The following is an 18136-nucleotide window of genomic DNA, read 5'->3' as shown; positions in this document are numbered from 1 at the left end:
TTCAATGCCCGCAATCAACACCAATACCGCCGCCAATGCCGCGGTTCGTTACCTCAACATCAACTCATCGCAGGAGACCTCTTCGCTCTCGAAGCTGTCGAGCGGTTCGCGCATCACGTCGGCTTCCGACGACGCCGCCGGTCTTGCGATTTCCACCCGCATCTCCTCGGACGTCACCACGCTGCAGCAGGCCGCGACCAACGCCTCGCAGGCCACCGCGATCCTGCAGACCGCCGACGGCGGCGCCTCGAACATCTCCGACATTCTCGCCCGCATGAAGTCGCTGGCCTCGGAATCGGCGTCGGGCACCACGACCGACTCCAGCCGGGCCTATATCAACTCGGAATTCACGCAGCTCACGAGCGAAATCGATTCGATCGCGTCCGGCACCCGTTACTCCAGCCAGAGCCTGCTCGACGGCTCCAGCGTGTTCGCCTCCGGCGTCTCGGTGCTGGTCGGCTCCTCGGGCTCGGATACCATCACCATCACGCTCACGAGCCTGACGGCCTCCTCGCTCGGCGTGTCCTCGCTCGACGTCAGCTCGCTGTCGGACGCGACCTCGGCGCTGACTACGCTTGATACGGCGATCGACACCGTCTCCGCCGCCCGCGCCAGCATCGGTGCCCAGGAATCCCGCTTCAACTTCAGCGCGGACTCGATCTCGACCCAGACCGAGAACCTGCAATCGGCCAACTCGGCGATCAAGGACGTCGACATCGCGGCCGAGCAGTCCAAGCTCTCCTCCGCGGAAGTGAAGACCCAGGCCGCCGTGTCGGCGCTGGCCGCGGCGAACCAGATGCCCCAGTACCTGCTCAAGCTGCTGGGCTGATGACGAGACGGGCGGGCCGGCGTGATGCCGGCCCGCTTCTTACCAGGGACCGATACGCAAAGTGGCTTCCGTCAGTTCGAGCACCAGCAGCACAAGTTCGGGTGTGTCCGTCACCACGAGCGGGACCACCAATTCGAGCAGCATCGACTGGTCGGCGCTGATCCAGTCAGCCGTCGACGCGAAGACCGCGCAGGCGGATACGATCTCGACCACGATCACGAACAACGAGGCCAAGATCTCGGCCTATCAGACGCTCCAGAGCGATCTGAAGACGCTGTATTCGGGGTTGGCGTCGCTGTCGACCGCAGTGGTCAACTCGTTGTCCACCAGCGCGTTTGCCACGCGTGCCGCGAGCATCAGCTCGACCGGGGACGTCAGCGCCTCCTCGGCGCTCTCCATGACGATCAAGAGCGGCGCTGCGACCGGCGACCACACTCTGACGATCAGCCAGCTCGCCGCCGCGCAGAAGGTAGCCAGCACTTCGCAATCGAGTCAGACCGACGAGCTCGGCTATTCCGGCACGTTTTCGATTGGTCTGGAGGGCGGTACTACGTCCGACATCACCGTCACCAGCACGATGTCGCTCCAGGACGTCGTCGATGCCATCAACGCCCAGACCTCGACGACCAATGTCCAGGCCTCCATCGTGCAGGTGTCCAGCACCTCGTACCAGATGGTGTTGACCGGCACCGAGGATGCGGCCGATATCAGCTATTCCAGCACGTCCGGCGACGACATCATGAACCAACTGGGTGTGACCGACAGCTCGGGAAGCTTCTCCGACGTCATCCAGGAGGCGCAGTCGGCCGAATTTACGCTCGACGGCATCTCGATGACCCGCGATACCAACGACGTCACCGACGTGCTGACCGGGGTCACCTTCAGCCTGCTCCAGGCGACGCCGGACGGAACGTCGCTGAACATCAGCATCGAGACCGATACCAGCCAGATCCAATCGGCTCTGGAGACGTTCGTCACCAATTACAACGCCTTTCGCGACGAGGTCGTCGCCCAGCAGGCGACCGCAACCGACGGCACGGCGGATTCGAGCGCGGTCTTGTTTGGCGACGGAACGATGCGCAACATCATGGATGCGCTCCAGAATGCCCTGAACAGCACGGTCGGCGGCATGACCATGGCCGATCTCGGTCTGTCGTTCAACGAGAGCAACGAGCTGGAGCTCGACACCTCGACACTGTCGGACATCCTGAGCACGAATCTGAGCGGCGTGACCAAGCTGTTGTCGGCACAGACGACGACCTCGTCGAGCCAGCTCAGCGTCGTCAACACGGGGACGTCGCCGCAATCCTTCACCCTGGATCTGACGGTCGATTCCGACGGCAACCTCGCCTCGGCATCGGTCGGCGGCGATTCGACGCTGTTCACGGTCAGCGGTACCACGATCATCGGCGCCGCCGGTTCGATCTACGCCGGCATGGCCTTCACCTACAGCGGGTCGACCTCCCAATCGATCACCGTGACATCGACCTCGGGCATTGCGACGCAGCTCTACCAGATCGCGAAGGATTACTCGTCCTCGACCGGCGTGCTGCAGACGCTGATCACCAATCTGACGACGCGCGATGACGATCTTCAGCAGAAGGTCGACGACATCAACAGTGCGGCCGCGACGCTGCAGTCGCAGCTCCAGACCCAATATGCAAAGTACCAGGCGGCGATCGAGAGCGCCAACAGCACGCTGACCTACCTCAAGGCACTGCTGAACAGCTCCTCGAGCAATTGATCGTGTGAGACAGAGTGATCGATGATGCATAAACAGATGGCGTACATGGCCAACCAGGCCTATCGGGGCGCGGCAACGAGCGTGCCGCCACTCAAGGCGATTTCGATGCTGCTCGGCGGAGCGATCACCTTTCTCCATAAGTCGCTGGCCGCGCAGGAAGCGCGCCGCTTCGAGGAAGGGCACGAACACCTGATGAGGGCGACCGCAATCCTGCGCGGGCTGAGCCACAATCTCGACTTCGCCAAGGGCGGCGCGGTGGCGGAACAGGTGTTCCAGACCTACAACGCGATGATCCTGGCAAGCCTCAAGGCGTTCGGCCGCCCGCATGCGCGTGCGAGTTTCGGGCGTATCATCGCAGGGCTCGCCGAGCTTCGGGAGGCCTGGGAATTCGTCGACACGACGGCGCGTGGCGGGATGGCTGCGCGGGCCGATTCGGCGCGCAGGGGCTGAGGCGGTGGTTTCTCTCCGATGCGGGGAGGGCGGCCGACGACGTCTTCCGTCCGTTTCGTTGGTTTCCGTAGTGGTCCGGGCCCTTTTGGCGCCAAAGCGGGTCCGAAACCGGTTTCCGACGCACGCGCAATGCTTTATGACGGGCCGGACCAAGGCGGGACCGGCAGACGATGGACGTCACCGAGTTTGAGGAACTGATCGACCGGCTGGGCGAGGATCTCTCGCTCTGGCCCGACGATCGGCGTGCGCCCGCCGAAGAGCTGCTGGCATGCTCGCCCGCCGCGCAGGCCGTGCTGGACGAGGCGCGCACCTTGCGCCGTGCGCTCGCATCGCCGCCGGTCCGCGCACCCGCTGGCCTTGCCGACCGCATCGTCGCCGCTGCCGCCAAAATGAAGGGCGAGGCCGCCGAGCCCCGCACGGAAGGCGAGACGGCCGAGAGCTGACGGCTCTTACCGAGATCGTTGCTTCCTTCGCCTCGCCCCGCTTGCGGCGGGGCAATCGCACATGGGAGCGATCTCGCCTGTGGCCATCCTTCGAGACGCCCGCCGTTGGCGGGCCCTCAGGATGGGGACCGGGTGCGCGGCGCCAGTATCAGCGAGGACCAATGCTGCTGAGCCTCCTCCTGATGAGACCGCGAAGCGGTCGTCTCGAAGGACGAGGCGCGCGCTCATGTCGCGCTGAGCGCCATGTGCGATTGCCCTGCGCTTGCGGGGCGAGGGGAGTGCACTGCCGCCGCGGCTTCAAACCAGCTTCACATCATTGCTCTTGTCGTAGGTGCACGCGGCAGATTTTGCCGTGTCGAAAGCCGTTCTCGCGCGCGCGAATCGCCGCCTGAATCCGCGCGTCCAGCCGTTTCATCAGCACACAGATTTCAAGCGCGCCGACCAACATCAAGTCGCCGGCAGCGCAGGGAAGCCGGAGTTTCTGATGACCGTTTCCGCCACGAGTTCCGCGACGACTGCGACGATGACGTCATCGTCGAGCACGTCGTCCTCGTCGACACTGACGTCCAGCGACTTCCTGAACCTGCTGGTCAACGAGCTTCAGAACCAGGATCCGCTGAATGCGACTTCGACGACCGACCTCGTCAATCAGCTCACCTCCTACGCCAATTTCACCTCCCAGCAGTCAATCAACTCCAGTCTCACTTCGCTCGCGGGTTCGTTCTCGAGCCTCGTGACGCTCAACTCGGTGAACTATATCGGCCACACTGTCGAGGCGAAGACCGATACGTCAACCTTGAGCAACGGCTCGGCGACCTTCGGCTACTCGCTGTCATCGGCCGCCTCGAACGTCTCGGTCAGCATCTCGGATTCCTCCGGCAACGTTGTCTACACCGGCACCGGCACCGGAAATTCCGGCTCCAACAGCTTCACCTGGGACGGCAAGGACTCCAGCGGCAACCAGCTCTCGGATGGCGGCCAGTACACCATCTCGGTGACCGCGACCGATTCCGCCGGCAACTCGGTCCTCAATTACACGACCGTCACCGGCACGGTGACCGGCATCGACACCTCGACCTCCACGCCCTCGCTGACGGTGAACGGCGTCTCCGTCAGCGCCGCCAACATCCTCGGCGTCACGTCCTGATCTCTCGTCCCGATTTCCTTGGAGTTTCATCATGAGTCTCACCGGTGCATTGTCCTCGGCGATCTCGGCGCTGAGCGCCCAGAGCCAGTCCTTGTCGATGATCAGCGACAACATCGCCAACTCCGATACGACCGGCTACAAGACGACCTCGGGGATGTTCGACGCGCTGGTGACGGCCTCCAGCAACACGACATCTTACGCCTCGGGCGGCGTCACAGTTTCGGGCCGCGCCAACATCACCCAGCAGGGTCTGCTCGCGGCAACCTCCAACGCCACCGATGTCGCGATCCAGGGCTCGGGCTTCTTCGTGGTGACCGACGCCACGTCGGGCGGCACCGTCGCCTATAGCCGCAACGGCGCCTTCACGATCAACAATGCCGGCTATATCGAGAACAACGGTTACTACCTCGAGGGCTGGCGTACCGACGCGGACGGCAACGTCGTCGGCAGTGAATCGGCGAGCAATCTCGAAGCGATCAACACTCAGGTCGCCTCGACCAGCGGCAGCGCCACCACCAAGACCACGATCGCGGCGAACCTGCCGTCGGATGCCGCGACCGGCGATACCTATACCAGCTCGATGACGGTCTACGATTCGCTCGGTGCCGCGAACACGATGCAGATCACGTGGAGCAAGACCGGCACCAACACCTGGAGTGCCAGTTTCGCCAATCCGACGTCGGCCTCGGACACGACGACTGCGACCGGCACGGCTTCGGGCACGATCGACATCACCTTCAACAGCGACGGATCGCTCGCCAGCACGAGCCCGGATCCCGCGACCGTTGCCGTGACCGGCTGGACCGACGGCGCCGCCGACAGCGCGATCACACTCGATCTCGGCACCGTCGGAGGGACCGACGGCCTGACCCAATACGCCTCTGGTGAGACCACACCGTCGGTCAACGTCACCAGCATCGATTCGGACGGTCTATCCTATGGCAAGCTGTCCAGCATCTCGATCGGCAAGAACGGCGTCGTCGACGCCACCTATTCCAACGGCCAGACGATCGCGATCTACAAGATCGCGGTCGCGACCTTCGCCGATCCCAACGGGCTGGCCCCGTCCAGCAACGGCATTTATTCGGCGACAGTGACGTCAGGCAACGCTGCGTTACAGGCCTCCGGCGAGAATGGCGCGGGCACGATCTACGGCAGCGAGCTGGAGTCCTCGACCACCGACACCTCCAGCCAGTTCTCGAGCATGATCTCGGCGCAGCAGGCCTATTCCGCAGCGTCCCAGGTCATCTCCACCGTCAACAAGATGTACGACACCCTGATCTCGGCCATGAGGTGATCGATGCACGGTGAAAGCGCGAGCGCTGCCGGAGAAGCGTGGCTGCGCCGGTTGCGGCGGTTGGTGGCGCGAGCCGCAACGGTTGGGAGTAGCGACCGCAAGCAGCTGCTCGCGCTAATCGACGATTTCGAGATGGTCCGCCGCGGCCTCCTGCGCGAATGCGCGGAGATCGAAGGGCAGATGAAGCAGGCAACCGCCAGGACGACCGCGATCGGCGCCTATTTGCGCAGCTCACAGGCCGGCCGCGGCAAACCGCATAATTAGAAGAAGGCGATGACGATGACCGCAGCCCAGACCAAGAGCAAAGCCAAGAATCAGGCCAAGAATCCGGCCAAGAGCCAAGTCACCGGGACGAGCGATGCGCGGATCGAGTCGCTGATCACGCTGATCGATACGCTGACCGCGCTGGTCGCGGCGGAGAATGCAGAGCTCGCCAAGGGCCTGCCCGCCTCGCGCCTGAAACAGGTCGACGAGAAGAACCGCCTGGCGGAGATGTTCGAGCGCACGGTGGCCGAATGCGCGGCGGGCAACACGAGCCTGAACGTCAGGGACCGGATCCTGCGCGAACAGCTGCTGGAGCGGATTCTGAATCTGCGCGCCGCGATGGACGAGAACCTGCTGCGCCTGCGGGCAGCGATCGAGGCCAGCAACCGCCGGATCGAGGCCGTCATGCAGGCGATCCGCGAGCAGATCGCGGCGGTGTCGCCCTATGGCGCCTCCGGCCGGCTTGCCGCTCGCGCGGTTTCCAGCGGCACCAGCCGCAGCGCCTGACGAGCCGAGGAGCCAGCCGTGTCACTCGATATCGCGCGATCCATCGCCTTCAGCGGGCTATCGGCCACGTCCGTGCAGATCAGCGTGACGTCGTCGAACATCTCGAATGCCGACACGAGGGGCTATACCGCGAAGACCGCGAACCAGTCGAGCAGCGTGACCAACGGCGTCGGCACCGGCGTCACGGTGACGGGCATCACCTCGACCGTCGACAAGCTGCTGCTGAAATCGCTGATCGCCGCGACCTCAGAGCTCGGATCGGCCGATACCACGAATACCTACCTGACTTCGCTCGGAAACCTCTATGGCTCGACCAGCAGCAGTGACAGTTCGTCAACCGGCACCTCGCTCGCCAACAATATCGCCTCGCTCGAATCGGCGGTGTCGTCGCTGGCGAGCTCGCCGAGCAGCGCCTCGCTGCAGTCCAACGTCGTCAGCGCACTCGACGATGTCGCAAGCCAATTGCGGGAGACGTCGAGCGGCATCCAGAAGCTGCGCGCCGACGCCGACCAAGACATCTCGTCCGCGGTCGACGACGTCAATACCGACCTGCAGCAGATCTCGGATCTGAACGCCCAGATCAAGCAGACGGCGGCGGCGGGCCAGTCGACCGCGGACCTCGAGGACCAGCGCAACACCGCGCTGCAGGACCTCGCCTCGAAGATGAACATCAACTACTTCACCGCATCGAACGGCGATATCCAGATCTACACCAAGTCCGGCCAGGCGCTGGTCGACAGCTCCGCGCATACGATCAGCTATACGGCCGCTTCCAATGTGACGGCGTCGACGACGTACACTGCCGGTTCCTCGTCGAGCGGCGGCTTCAGCGCGATCACAGTGAACGGCGTCGACATCACCTCGCAGATATCGGGCGGAGACATCGGTGCGCTCATTACGCTCCGCGACGAGACGCTGCCGGACGCGCAGTCCCAGCTCGACCAGCTGGCCCAGCAGCTCGCATCAGTGATGAACAGCGTCTCGAACAGCGCGTCCGCGGTGCCGGCGCCGACGAGCCTCACCGGGACGACCAGCGTCAGCAGCGGCACGGCGCTGTCCGCCACCGGAACGGTGCGCATCGCCGTCACTGACCAGAGCGGCAATCTGGTCTCATACGGCGATCTCGACCTGTCGTCCTATTCCACGGTCGGCGATCTCGTCACCGCCATCAACGGCATTTCCGGATTGTCGGCATCGGTCGACGCAGATGGCCATCTCTCGATCGCGGCGACCGGCTCGGGCAATGGTGTCGCCGTCAACGAGATGACGAGCTCGGTCGGAGCTTTGGGCGAAGGGTTTTCGGACTATTTCGGTCTCAATGATCTCGTGACCGGAACGAGCGCGGCGGATATCGCGGTCAACGCCAAGATCCTGTCCGGGACGAACGAGATCCAGCTCGCGACGCTGGATTCCTCGTCGACCCTGGCCGTTGGCAGCAGCGTGCTGTCGTCCGGCTCGGCCGCAGTGGTCAACGCTTTCTACGATGCGCTGACGGGGTCTCGGACCTTCGCATCCACCGGCGGCCTTGCGGCCACCACCGGCTCCCTGGCCGACTATGCCTCGACCATCGTGTCGGACGTGGCCAGCAAGGCGTCGCATGCGTCTGCCACCTACACGGCGAAGGAAACCGCGCAGTCGACCTATGCCAGTTCGTTGTCCTCGCAATCCGGCGTCAACCTCGACGAGGAATCCGCCAAGCTCAGCACGCTTCAGAACAAGTACACGGCGGCGTCCGCGCTGATCCAGGCCATCAACACCATGTATTCGGCGCTGTTGTCCGCCGTTCAGTCGTAACGGCCGGAGGCACGCTCATGGTCGCGATGCGGGTCGCCACCTTCGCGCAGTCGAACAGGATGATCGCCGACGCGATGCGCGTGGAGTCGGTCATGGCCAACAAGCAGATCCAGGAATCGACGGGCGTGATCGCGACCGATTTCGGCGGTTACGGCTCGGACGCGCAGCATGTCGTCAACTTGCAGGTCTCGGTCACGCGCGCGCAGTCCTATGTCGATGCCGCGACGCTCGCCGACAGCAAGATCCAGGTGATGTATTCGGCCATCGGCTCGATGACCGACATTCTCACGCAGCTCCGGTCCCAGCTCAGCGCGGCCTCGACCGGCAGCTCGACCGAGACCAATTCGGTGATTACCACCGCCCAGCAGATGCTGCAGGAGATGGGCTCGCTGATGAACACGCAATATGACGGCCAGTACGTCTTTGCCGGCGGCAAGACCGATACGGCGCCGGTCGATCTGACCAGCTTCTCGTCCGGCGTGGGATCCACCACCGCGGCCGACACCAGCTACTACAAGGGAGACGACGAGATCGCCTCCGTCCGCGTTGCCTCGGACGAGACGGTATCGTACGGCGTCACCGCCGACAATTCGGCGTTCGAGGAGGTGATGCGCGTATTGAAGTTCGTCGCGAACAGCACCACGCTGTCGTCCTCGGACATTTCCAGCGCGCTCGATCTTGCCGGCACGGCACTCGACGACACCGCGGCGGTGCAAGCGAGGCTCTCGAACGCGGCATCCTCGATCGAGACGGCGAGCGCCCGCCAGACCGACTACAAGAGCTATGCCGAAACGCTGTCGAATGACCTCACCGGCGTCGACGTCGCCGCCATCACGGCACAGCTCTCGACTTACCAGGCGCAGCTCACCGCGTCCTACTCGGCCCTCGCCAAGATCCTGAGCATCAATCTCGCGAGCTACCTGAAATAGATCAGGCTATTTCGGCGGCGATCCGCTCCGTCGCCATCGCGCGCAGCCTTGCGCGCTGGATCTTCACGCCGTTGGCGCTATCGGTGACGGGAAAGGCGTCCACGAGATAGATTCGTGCCGGGACCTTGTAGCCGGCGAGCCGCTCGCGCAGATGCGCGATCAGCGTCTCCTGCATCGGCGGCTCCCTTGCCGGAATCACGAACGCCACGCAGCGCGTCTGGCCGTTCAGGTCGACCGCAACCACCTGGGCGTCGGCTACGCCGGCATAGGATTTGAGCTCGTCCTCGATCTCGCCGGGCGCGACGAGGAAACCGCCGAGCCGCATGGCATCGCCCGCGCGGGTCTCGTAGACGAAGGAACCGTCGCCGCGCAGCCGGCCGATATCGCCGGTGCGGAAGAACCCGTCCGCAGTGATCGCATCGCGCGTTGCATCCGGGTTGTGGAAATACCCGAGGAAGCGTGACGGCGCGCTGATCTCGATCTCGCCGGAGACGCCACTGGCTGCAAGCTCGCCGGTCTCGGTGTCGCGGACGCGCACTCTTGCGTCAGGTGACATCGGCCAGCCGCCGCCCTCGATACGATCGGCGAAGGCATCGGCAGGCTGCGCGATCGCGAACAGGGCTTGGACCTCGCTCGACCCATAGAGGCCGAACAGCGGCAGGCCGCGCGCCTCGGCTTCCGCGGCCAGCTCGCGCCAGCCGGGCTGGAACGCGGCGAAGCCGCAGACTTCCAGATGCGGGAACGGGCGCGGCGCATCGGTGAGGGCGAGAATGCGTCGGAACATCTCGTCGGAGCCGAAGGCGTGCGTGATCCTGTGCTCGCTGAGGATATTCAGCGCCGGTGCCGCCTCGAAGGCGTCGAGCACATGAACGGTCGCACCCGCCGCGACGAAGCCAAGCAGGCTCGTCATGCCAAAGGTGCCGCAGAACGGCAGCATGGCCAGCAGCGAATGACGATCCGGATCAAGTTGCAGCGCTCGGGCGACGGAGGTGGCGTGCGTGGTCAGCGTCCGCTGCGAATGCGCCACGAGCTTCGGCCCCTTGGTGGTGCCCGAGGTCGTGTAGAGCAGCACCGGCAGGTCGATGTCGTCCTGGGCCGGCGGGGCGGGAGGATAGAACCTGTCGAAGGCGTCGAAGCGCACGCAGGGCCAGTGCGCCGGGATCGCATCCGCGCCGACCACCGCGAGCCGTTGCAGTGCGGGGACTTCGTGCTTGGCGATGCCGTCGAGGATCGCCGCAAAATCGATCGAGCGGAATGCGGCCTCGACCACCATCAGCCTGGCGCCGGACAAACGAAGCAGATGCGCGACTTCGGCACTGCGGTAGCGCGTATTGACGGCGGCGACGATCGCACCACATCGGGCGGCGGCGAACAGCAGGGCGATCCATTCGATCCGGTTGACCAGCCAGACCGCGACCACGTCGCCCTGGCCGATGCCTTGCGCCGCGAGCCAGGCGGCGGTCTGCTCGATCTTTCTCTCGAATTCCGCGCGCGAGACCGGCGTGCCGTCGAATACGAAGGCGGGATCGGCGGCGGCCTCTGTCCGGAGCAGCGATTGCAGGGAAAACGCGTTGGCACTCATGGCTAGCGGAGTAACCCGATCGTGCAGACCTGTCTACTTGGTGCCGAACATCCGGTCGCCGGCATCGCCCAGGCCCGGCACGATGTAGCCGTGGTCGTTGAGCCGCTCGTCGATCGCGGCGGTCCAGATCGGCACGTCGGGATGCTCGGTCTGGAATTGCGCGATGCCCTCAGGCGCCGCCAGAAGGCAGACGAAGCGGATGTCGCGGGCGCCGCGGGCCTTGAGCAGGGAGGCGCCGGCACAGGCCGAGTTGCCGGTCGCCAGCATCGGGTCCATCAGGATCACGGTGCGGTCGGACAGGTCCTGCGGCGCCTTGAAGTAATATTCCACGGCTTGCAATGTGTCGGGGTCGCGGTAGAGCCCGATATGGGCGATGCGCGCCGAGGGCATCAGCGCCAGCATGCCGTCGAGGAAGCCGACGCCGGCGCGCAGGATCGGCGCCAGCGTGAGCTTCTTGCCGGCGATCTTGGGCGCCTGCATCGGCGCGATCGGCGTCTCGATCTCGACCAGCTCCAGCGGCAAATCGCGCGTCACCTCGTAAGCGAGCAGCATCCCGATCTCGTTCAGGATCTCGCGAAAGCTCTTGGTCGAGCGGTCCTTCTCCCGCATCAGGGAGAGCTTGTGCTGGACCAGGGGGTGGACGACGACGTTGACTTTGCCTGTGCTCATGAAACCGCTCTACACGTTTCCCCAGAATTGCGCCAGATCGGCGGGGCTTTTCGGAGGGGGCAGGTGGCCTCAACCGGGCATCGCCACTGCGCTGCGGGCGCGGTTGCTTGCGGCGTAGGCAGCCCTGGTCAATTCACGGTCGATCGCTGCGCGCATCGCTTGCCGTGCTCTGCAGGTCGGCGCTCCAGGGCGCCCTGATCCAGGCCCGCGTCGAGCGCAGCGGCCGGCCGATCGAGGTCGCGGCGGCGGAATTGGCGCGGCTGATCGAGAGGGAAGCGAGGAGCTAGGCGCCCAGCCCGCGCGCCACCAGCGTGATCACGAGCGTCAGGATCGCGCCCCAGATCAGGCCCAGCGTCATGGTCAGGATGGTCACGGTGACCACCTGCTCGAGATTTCCCTTGAAGAGCGGCATGCGGGCCAGTCCCCTTTAGGCGTGGAGATGCCAGAGATAGATGGCGGCTCTCAGCGCGATCAGGGCCGTGAGCACGCTGCCCATCGAGAGCACGGTCAGCCCATGCAGCGCGAGGCGCTTGAGCTGGGCCCTGCGCGGCTTCGATAGGCGTGGCTCGCGTTCGGTCCAGCGCAGCAATTGTTCAAAGCCATGTGTCAACGTCGGCATTTCTGGAATCCTTTCAGGTGGCCCTAGCCGAAATTGTCGCAGGCGAGCGGCTCGTAAAGCGGATCCGGCAGGGGGCGAACGGAAGGCACGCTCGGCCGCGTCGCGTCTACTGCCAATGCTCGGACCTCGACGAGGGCCGACAGCAGAGCCAGCGCGAGGTCGGCGTGGTGCGCTTCGACCGCGGCATCCAGCCACTCCGGCAGTTCGCGCTGGCGCGACAGCGCACAATGCCACTCGCCCTCGTCATAGGCGATGCGCCGGACCTGCCACATCGGCAGTTCGAGCTCCAGCAGGGCCAGCGCCGCGTCGGCCCAGCCTTCGGCATCGATCAGGCGCATGAGGCGTGAGGTGCGTTCGCTCTGGCCGAGCGAGTGGACGCGTCGGCAAGCCTTGTCGATGACGTCGAACATCAACGGGCGTGTCATCCCCGGGGCTGCGCGAAGCTGCTGTCTGAGGGAAGGCGGGTCGAGGCGTCGAAGAATGGCGGTCATGTCAGGCCTCCTGGAGATGGCGTCGGTCAGTCGGCCGGCATCGCCAGGATGGCCTCAAAGGCATTTGAAAACGAGAGGAGGATCGGACGAGAGATATAGGGATTTCATAAGTGTTGGGGTGGAGGAAAGTGAGGGGTGCGTCATCAGCCGCTGTCGTCCCGGACAAGCGCGCCTCAGCGCGCGCCGATCAGGGACGACAGCGTGGTTGCCTCGCGAGCATCGCCGCGAGCCTTTATGAGATTCCTATAACATCGCCGTGGCCCTCGTCTCGAAAACCTATGCCGGCGCTGGCACTTCAGCACGGTCAATAGTCCCGGCTGTTATCCGTGGAAATGCGTTCCACTTCCTTACGGGCGGGTCATCGAGAGAAAGTTGCGTCGGACTTAAGGGACGCAACGAGGAGCTATCCCATGATGGACATTCTGATGCTGGCGCTGGGCTTCGGCTTCTTCGCGCTTGCGATCGGCTACACCTACGCCTGCGAACGGCTGTGACGGAGCGGACCATGATCTTCGATTATGCGCTCGCCGGTGCCGTCTCGTTCGGCCTGCTGATGTATCTCACCTACGCGCTGCTGCGGCCCGAGCGGTTCTGACCGGTGCTGCTGCTTGTCGAATTGCTGCTGGCCGACGCCGTGCTCGTCGCCTGCTTGCTGACGGTGCTTCTGCCGCTCTTGCGCCGGGCACCAAGCCTGAAGGGTTAATTCCATGACTATGATCGGTTGGTTCCAGATCATTCTGTTCGGCGTCGTCATCGTTGCGCTGACCAAGCCGCTCGGCTGGTACATGACGCGGGTGTTTGGCGGCGAACGGACCTTCCTGTCGCCGCTGCTGCGCCCCATCGAGGCCGGCATCTATCGGATATCCGGCGTCGACGAGAGGCGCGAGCAGCACTGGCTGACCTACACAATCGCCGTGCTGCTGTTCCACGTCGGCGGCTTCCTCGTCATCTACGGCGTGATGCGGCTCCAGGCCGCGCTGCCGTTCAATCCGGCCGGGCAGGGCGCCGTTGCGGAAGATCTCTCCTTCAACACGGCAATGTCGTTCATCACTAACACCAACTGGCAGAACTACGGCGGCGAAAGCACGCTGTCCTATCTGACCCAGATGGTCGGCCTGACGCACCAGAACTTCCTGTCAGCCGCAACCGGCATCGCTCTGGCGATGGCACTGATCCGAGGTTTCTCGCGCGCCTCGATGCGCACTGTCGGCAATTTCTGGGTCGACGTCACGCGCTGCACGCTCTACGTACTGCTGCCGATTTGCGTCGTCTATACGCTGTTCCTGGTCTGGCAAGGCATGCCGCAGACGCTCGGGGACTATGTCGAGGCGACCACGCTCGAAGGCGCCAAGCAGACCATCGCGGTCGGCCCGGTCGCCTCCCAGGTCGCGATCAAGATGCTGGGCACCAATGGCGGCGGATTCTTCAACGCCAACGCCGCGCATCCCTTCGAAAATCCCACTGCGCTGTCGAATTTCGTGCAGATGCTGTCGATCTTCGCGCTTGGCGCCGCGCTCACCAACGTGTTCGGCCGCATGGTCGGCAACCAGCGCCAGGGCTGGGCTATCCTCTCCGTCATGGGCGTGCTGTTTCTGGCCGGCGTCGCCGTCACCTACTGGGCCGAAGCGAACGGCACCTCGACGCTCCAGGCGCTGGGCCTGAGCGGCGGCAACATGGAAGGCAAGGAGGTCCGCTTCGGCATCGTCGCGTCCTCGCTGTTCGCAGTGATCACCACCGCTGCCTCGTGCGGCGCCGTCAACGCCATGCATGACAGCTTCACCGCGCTCGGCGGCATGATCCCGCTGATCAACATCGAGCTCGGCGAGATCATCGTCGGCGGCGTCGGCGCCGGCATGTACGGCATGCTGCTGTTCGTCATCCTCGCGATCTTCGTCGCAGGCTTGATGGTCGGGCGCACCCCGGAATATGTCGGCAAGAAGATCGAGGCGCGCGAAGTCAAGATGGCGATGCTGGCCATCCTGGTTCTGCCGCTGATGATCCTCGGCTGGACCGCCGTCGCTGTGGTCTACCCGGCGGCGGTCGCCTCCATGGCCAATGCCGGACCGCACGGCTTCACCGAAGTGCTCTACGCCTACACTTCGGCGGCCGGCAACAACGGCTCCGCCTTCGCGGGCCTCACCGGCAACACCTTCTTCTACAACCTGACCCTCGCCAGCGCGATGTTCGTCGGCCGTTTCTTCATGATCGTCCCGGCCATGGCGATCGCGGGATCGCTCGCCGCCAAGAAGTCGATCCCGCCGTCCCTGGGTACGTTCCCGACCACCGGAGGCCTGTTCATCGGCCTAGTCGTCGGCGTCATCCTGATCATAGGCGGCCTGACCTTCTTCCCGGCACTCGCCCTCGGCCCGATCGTCGAGCATCTGGCGATGAACGCCGGCAACCTGTTCTGATTGTCTGGAGTGGCCTCCATGGATACGACCAAACTGCAAAAACGTGCTGCCGTCTCGGCAATGCTCGATCCCAAGATCGTGATGCCGGCGATCCGCGCTTCCTTCACCAAGCTCGATCCGCGGCTGATGATCAAGAACCCCGTGATGTTCGTGGTCGAGATCGTCGCTGCGCTGACCACCGTGATCTTCCTGCGCGACCTCGTCACCGGCGGCGCTGGCCTCGGTTTCACCTTCCAGATCATCGTCTGGCTCTGGTTCACGGTGCTGTTCGCCAATTTCGCCGAGGCGGTGGCCGAAGGCCGCGGCAAGGCGCAAGCCGAGACGCTGCGCAAGACCCGTACCGAGAGCCAGGCCAAGCTCCTGAGCGGCGCGGGCCGCGACTACAAGCTCGTGCCCGGCACGAGCCTGACGGTCGGCGATCTCGTGCTGGTCGAGGCAGGCGACACGATTCCCTCGGACGGTGAGGTGGTCGAGGGCGTCGCTTCGGTCAACGAGGCGGCCATCACCGGCGAGTCCGCCCCCGTCATCCGCGAGTCCGGCGGTGACCGTTCCGCGGTGACCGGAGGCACGCAGGTGCTGTCCGACTGGATTCGCGTCCGCATCACCGCGGCCCAGGGCTCGACCTTCATCGACCGCATGATCAAGCTGGTCGAGGGCGCCGAGCGGCAGAAGACGCCGAACGAGATCGCGCTCAACATCCTGCTCGCCGGCCTCACCATCATCTTCGTGTTCGCCACCGTCACCATCCCGAGCTACGCCGTCTATGCCGGCGGCTCGATCTCGGTGATTGTGCTGGTCGCGCTGTTCGTGACGCTGATCCCGACGACGATCGGCGCGCTGTTGTCCGCAATCGGCATCGCCGGCATGGACCGTCTGGTGCGTTTCAACGTGCTGGCGATGTCCGGCCGCGCCGTCGAGGCCGCCGGTGACGTCGACACTCTGCTGCTCGACAAGACCGGCACCATCACCCTCGGCAACCGGCAGGCCACCGCGTTCCGCCCGGTGCGCGGGGTGACCGAGCAGGAGCTCGCCGATGCCGCCCAGCTCGCCTCGCTCGCCGACGAGACGCCGGAAGGCCGCTCCATCGTCGTGCTGGCGAAGGAGAAACACGGCATCCGCGGCCGTGACATGGCCGAGCTCGGGGCGACCTTCATCCCATTCACGGCGCAGACCCGTATGAGCGGCGTCGATGCCGGCGGCTCGTCGGTGCGCAAAGGTGCGGTCGATGCCATGCTGAACTACATCGGCGGGGGCGCTCCGGCCGCTGTCGCTTCCGGCAACACCGCGCGGGCGATGCAGCCTGCCGCGCTTTCCGAGCTTGGCCGCGAGATCCAGGCCATTGCGGACGACGTGTCGAAGTCCGGCGGCACGCCGCTGGCTGTCGCCAGGGACGGCAAGCTGCTCGGGATCGTCCAGCTCAAGGACATCGTCAAGGGCGGCATTCGCGAGCGCTTCGCAGAGCTGCGCCGCATGGGCATCCGCACCATCATGATCACCGGCGACAACCCGATGACGGCGGCCGCGATCGCGGCGGAAGCCGGCGTCGACGATTTTCTGGCGCAGGCCACTCCCGAGGACAAGCTCAAGCTGATCCGCGACGAGCAGGCCAAGGGCAAGCTGGTGGCGATGTGCGGCGACGGCACCAACGACGCGCCTGCGCTGGCACAGGCCGACGTCGGTGTCGCCATGAACACCGGAACGCAAGCCGCCCGCGAGGCCGGCAATATGGTGGACCTCGACTCCAACCCGACCAAGCTGATCGAGGTCGTCGAGATCGGAAAACAGCTCTTGATGACGCGCGGTGCGCTGACGACCTTCTCGATCGCCAACGACGTCGCAAAATACTTTGCGATCATTCCCGCGATGTTTCTGGCGTTCTACCCCCAGCTCAACGTGCTCAACGTCATGAACCTGTCGAGCCCGCAAAGCGCCATCCTGTCGGCGATCATCTTCAACGCGCTTGTCATCATCGCTCTGATCCCGCTGGCGCTGAAGGGCGTCGCCTACCGCGCGGTCGGTGCCGGCGCACTGCTCCGGCGCAACCTCCTGATCTACGGGCTCGGCGGCATCGTCATTCCCTTCATCGGCATCAAGGCGATCGACCTCGTCGTTGTCGCCTTGCACCTGGCTTAACATGTCAACGCGAGCGACGAGGCGATCCTGCCAGACCCTCATCCTGAGGAGCGTGGAACGCGCGTCTCGAAGGATGAAGGCCCGGCTGGTGGCCTCGCCCTTCGAGACGCCGTGCAGGCGCGGCTCCTCAGGGTGATGGTCTGGCTTCCTCGCTCGCAATGACGGAAGACATAGGAGACCCAACATGTTCAGAGAAATTCGCCCCGCCATCGTCCTCCTGCTGGTGCTCACAGCCATCACCGGGCTCGCCTATCCGCTGGCGATGACGGCCATCGCCGAAGCGCTCTTTCCCGTGCAGGCGCAGGGCAGCCTGATCGGGAAGGACGGCAAGGTCGTCGGCTCCGCCCTGATCGGGCAGGAATTCAAGGATGACAAGTACTTCCACGGCCGCCCGTCGGCGACATCAGCGCCGGACCCGAGCGAGTCGACCAAGACGGTGCCGGCGCCCTACAACGCCGCCAATTCGGGCGGCTCCAATCTCGGCCCGACCAGCAAGGCTCTGGCCGACCGGCTGAAGGAGGACGTCGACAAGCTCAAGGCCGAAAACCCGAACGCCGACGTTCCGGTCGACCTCGTGACGACCTCGGCCAGCGGCCTCGATCCGAATATTTCGCCCGAAGCCGCGCAATTCCAGGTGCCGCGGGTGGCGAAGGCGCGGAATCTGCCGGAGGAAGCGGTCAAGCAGCTCGTTGCTGCGAACACCGAGGGTCGGCTGCTCGGCTTGCTCGGCGAACCCAGGGTTAACGTATTGGCACTGAATCTCGCGCTCGATCGGGCGGCGGCGAAGTAGCAGGCTAGGCCCGCAATGCACAGATGATTATATTGGG

At 64.8% G+C, this 18136-nt stretch carries 22 protein-coding genes; 16 read left to right on the top strand and 6 right to left on the bottom strand.

Annotation, left to right across the window (positions count from 1 at the left end; all coding sequences use genetic code 11):
* The first annotated feature begins 4 nt into the window (after positions 1 to 4).
* From UNPA324_RS29670 to UNPA324_RS29655, 4 genes are all read left to right on the top strand, one after another.
* The gene (locus UNPA324_RS29670; protein ID WP_128920172.1) at positions 5 to 829 is read left to right on the top strand and encodes a flagellin; all 825 of its coding nucleotides are present in this window, start codon (positions 5 to 7) and stop codon (positions 827 to 829) included.
* A 61-nt stretch (positions 830 to 890) separates the two neighbouring features.
* Positions 891 to 2573: a flagellar filament capping protein FliD gene (gene fliD, locus UNPA324_RS29665; RefSeq protein WP_181769562.1), complete on the top strand. Its 1683-nt coding sequence runs from the start codon at positions 891 to 893 to the stop codon at positions 2571 to 2573.
* Positions 2574 to 2594: 21 nt separating this feature from the next.
* A complete protein-coding gene (locus UNPA324_RS29660; RefSeq protein ID WP_128920171.1) occupies positions 2595 to 3023 on the top strand; it encodes a flagellar export chaperone FliS in 429 nt (142 codons plus the stop codon).
* Positions 3024 to 3193: 170 nt separating this feature from the next.
* Entirely contained in the window at positions 3194 to 3466 is a 273-nt protein-coding gene (locus UNPA324_RS29655) for a hypothetical protein (RefSeq protein WP_128920170.1), read from the top strand.
* A 313-nt stretch (positions 3467 to 3779) separates the two neighbouring features.
* Here UNPA324_RS29655 and UNPA324_RS36000 read toward each other — a convergent pair whose 3' ends face one another.
* Positions 3780 to 3914 carry a hypothetical protein gene (locus UNPA324_RS36000; RefSeq protein WP_283810280.1) on the bottom strand — a complete coding sequence of 45 codons (135 nt, stop codon included), beginning with the start codon at positions 3912 to 3914 and terminating at the stop codon, positions 3780 to 3782.
* 36 nt (positions 3915 to 3950) lie between these two features.
* On the opposite strand from UNPA324_RS36000, the gene UNPA324_RS29650 reads away from it, so the two are divergent.
* The 6 genes from UNPA324_RS29650 to UNPA324_RS29625 are packed head-to-tail and all read left to right on the top strand — an operon-like array spanning position 3951 to position 9404.
* A complete protein-coding gene (locus UNPA324_RS29650; RefSeq protein WP_128920169.1) occupies positions 3951 to 4613 on the top strand; it encodes a flagellar hook assembly protein FlgD in 663 nt (220 codons plus the stop codon).
* A 31-nt stretch (positions 4614 to 4644) separates the two neighbouring features.
* Positions 4645 to 5910, top strand: a complete 1266-nt coding sequence (gene flgE / locus UNPA324_RS29645) for a flagellar hook protein FlgE (RefSeq protein WP_128920168.1) — start codon at positions 4645 to 4647, stop codon at positions 5908 to 5910.
* A 3-nt stretch (positions 5911 to 5913) separates the two neighbouring features.
* Positions 5914 to 6174, top strand: a complete 261-nt coding sequence (locus UNPA324_RS29640) for a hypothetical protein (RefSeq protein ID WP_141937456.1) — start codon at positions 5914 to 5916, stop codon at positions 6172 to 6174.
* 9 nt (positions 6175 to 6183) lie between these two features.
* A complete protein-coding gene (locus tag UNPA324_RS29635; protein WP_128920166.1) occupies positions 6184 to 6681 on the top strand; it encodes a flagellar protein FlgN in 498 nt (165 codons plus the stop codon).
* Positions 6682 to 6699: 18 nt separating this feature from the next.
* Entirely contained in the window at positions 6700 to 8475 is a 1776-nt protein-coding gene (gene flgK, locus UNPA324_RS29630) for a flagellar hook-associated protein FlgK (protein WP_141937454.1), read from the top strand.
* Between the two features lie 17 nt (positions 8476 to 8492).
* Positions 8493 to 9404 carry a flagellin gene (locus UNPA324_RS29625; protein WP_141937452.1) on the top strand — a complete coding sequence of 304 codons (912 nt, stop codon included), beginning with the start codon at positions 8493 to 8495 and terminating at the stop codon, positions 9402 to 9404.
* Between the two features lies 1 nt (position 9405).
* On the opposite strand, the gene UNPA324_RS29620 is transcribed toward UNPA324_RS29625, so the two are convergent.
* Complete coding sequence (locus UNPA324_RS29620; RefSeq protein WP_141937450.1) at positions 9406 to 10986, bottom strand: AMP-binding protein; 1581 nt, start codon at positions 10984 to 10986, stop codon at positions 9406 to 9408.
* Between the two features lie 33 nt (positions 10987 to 11019).
* A complete protein-coding gene (upp, locus tag UNPA324_RS29615) occupies positions 11020 to 11655 on the bottom strand; it encodes a uracil phosphoribosyltransferase (protein ID WP_128920162.1) in 636 nt (211 codons plus the stop codon).
* A 164-nt stretch (positions 11656 to 11819) separates the two neighbouring features.
* Here upp and UNPA324_RS35995 point away from each other — a divergent pair, with 164 nt between their 5' ends.
* The gene (locus tag UNPA324_RS35995; protein ID WP_283810279.1) at positions 11820 to 11942 is read left to right on the top strand and encodes a hypothetical protein; all 123 of its coding nucleotides are present in this window, start codon (positions 11820 to 11822) and stop codon (positions 11940 to 11942) included.
* Here the strand turns inward: UNPA324_RS35995 and UNPA324_RS35990 are convergent.
* From UNPA324_RS35990 to UNPA324_RS29595, 3 genes are read right to left on the bottom strand one after another with little or no spacing between them, the layout of a single operon-like run.
* Positions 11939 to 12067, bottom strand: a complete 129-nt coding sequence (locus tag UNPA324_RS35990) for a hypothetical protein (protein WP_283810278.1) — start codon at positions 12065 to 12067, stop codon at positions 11939 to 11941. The genes UNPA324_RS35995 and UNPA324_RS35990 overlap by 4 nt on opposite strands.
* Positions 12068 to 12082: 15 nt before the next feature.
* Positions 12083 to 12274 carry a hypothetical protein gene (locus UNPA324_RS29600; RefSeq protein WP_128920161.1) on the bottom strand — a complete coding sequence of 64 codons (192 nt, stop codon included), beginning with the start codon at positions 12272 to 12274 and terminating at the stop codon, positions 12083 to 12085.
* A gap of 23 nt (positions 12275 to 12297) precedes the next feature.
* On the bottom strand, positions 12298 to 12765 hold the full coding sequence (locus UNPA324_RS29595) for a hypothetical protein (protein WP_128920160.1): 468 nt from the start codon (positions 12763 to 12765) through the stop codon (positions 12298 to 12300).
* Between the two features lie 332 nt (positions 12766 to 13097).
* Here UNPA324_RS29595 and UNPA324_RS35395 point away from each other — a divergent pair, with 332 nt between their 5' ends.
* The 5 genes from UNPA324_RS35395 to UNPA324_RS29575 all read left to right on the top strand — a co-directional run bounded on the left by UNPA324_RS35395 (position 13098) and on the right by UNPA324_RS29575 (position 18099).
* Positions 13098 to 13259 (top strand): hypothetical protein, encoded by a 162-nt coding sequence (locus UNPA324_RS35395; RefSeq protein WP_181769561.1) that lies wholly within the window; start codon positions 13098 to 13100, stop codon positions 13257 to 13259.
* Between the two features lie 11 nt (positions 13260 to 13270).
* Positions 13271 to 13360, top strand: coding sequence for a K(+)-transporting ATPase subunit F (locus tag UNPA324_RS29590; RefSeq protein ID WP_091879689.1), 90 nt, complete (start codon positions 13271 to 13273; stop codon positions 13358 to 13360).
* 112 nt (positions 13361 to 13472) lie between these two features.
* A complete protein-coding gene (gene kdpA / locus UNPA324_RS29585) occupies positions 13473 to 15176 on the top strand; it encodes a potassium-transporting ATPase subunit KdpA (protein WP_141937448.1) in 1704 nt (567 codons plus the stop codon).
* An 18-nt stretch (positions 15177 to 15194) separates the two neighbouring features.
* Entirely contained in the window at positions 15195 to 17309 is a 2115-nt protein-coding gene (kdpB, locus tag UNPA324_RS29580; protein ID WP_128920158.1) for a potassium-transporting ATPase subunit KdpB, read from the top strand.
* A 184-nt stretch (positions 17310 to 17493) separates the two neighbouring features.
* Entirely contained in the window at positions 17494 to 18099 is a 606-nt protein-coding gene (locus UNPA324_RS29575; RefSeq protein ID WP_128920157.1) for a K(+)-transporting ATPase subunit C, read from the top strand.
* Positions 18100 to 18136: the final 37 nt, after the last annotated feature.

The organism is Bradyrhizobium sp. UNPA324, assembly GCF_006658635.1.
GTDB classification, from domain to species: Bacteria; Pseudomonadota; Alphaproteobacteria; order Rhizobiales; family Xanthobacteraceae; genus Bradyrhizobium; species Bradyrhizobium nanningense.
This window is presented reverse-complemented; position numbering and strand designations above follow the sequence as displayed.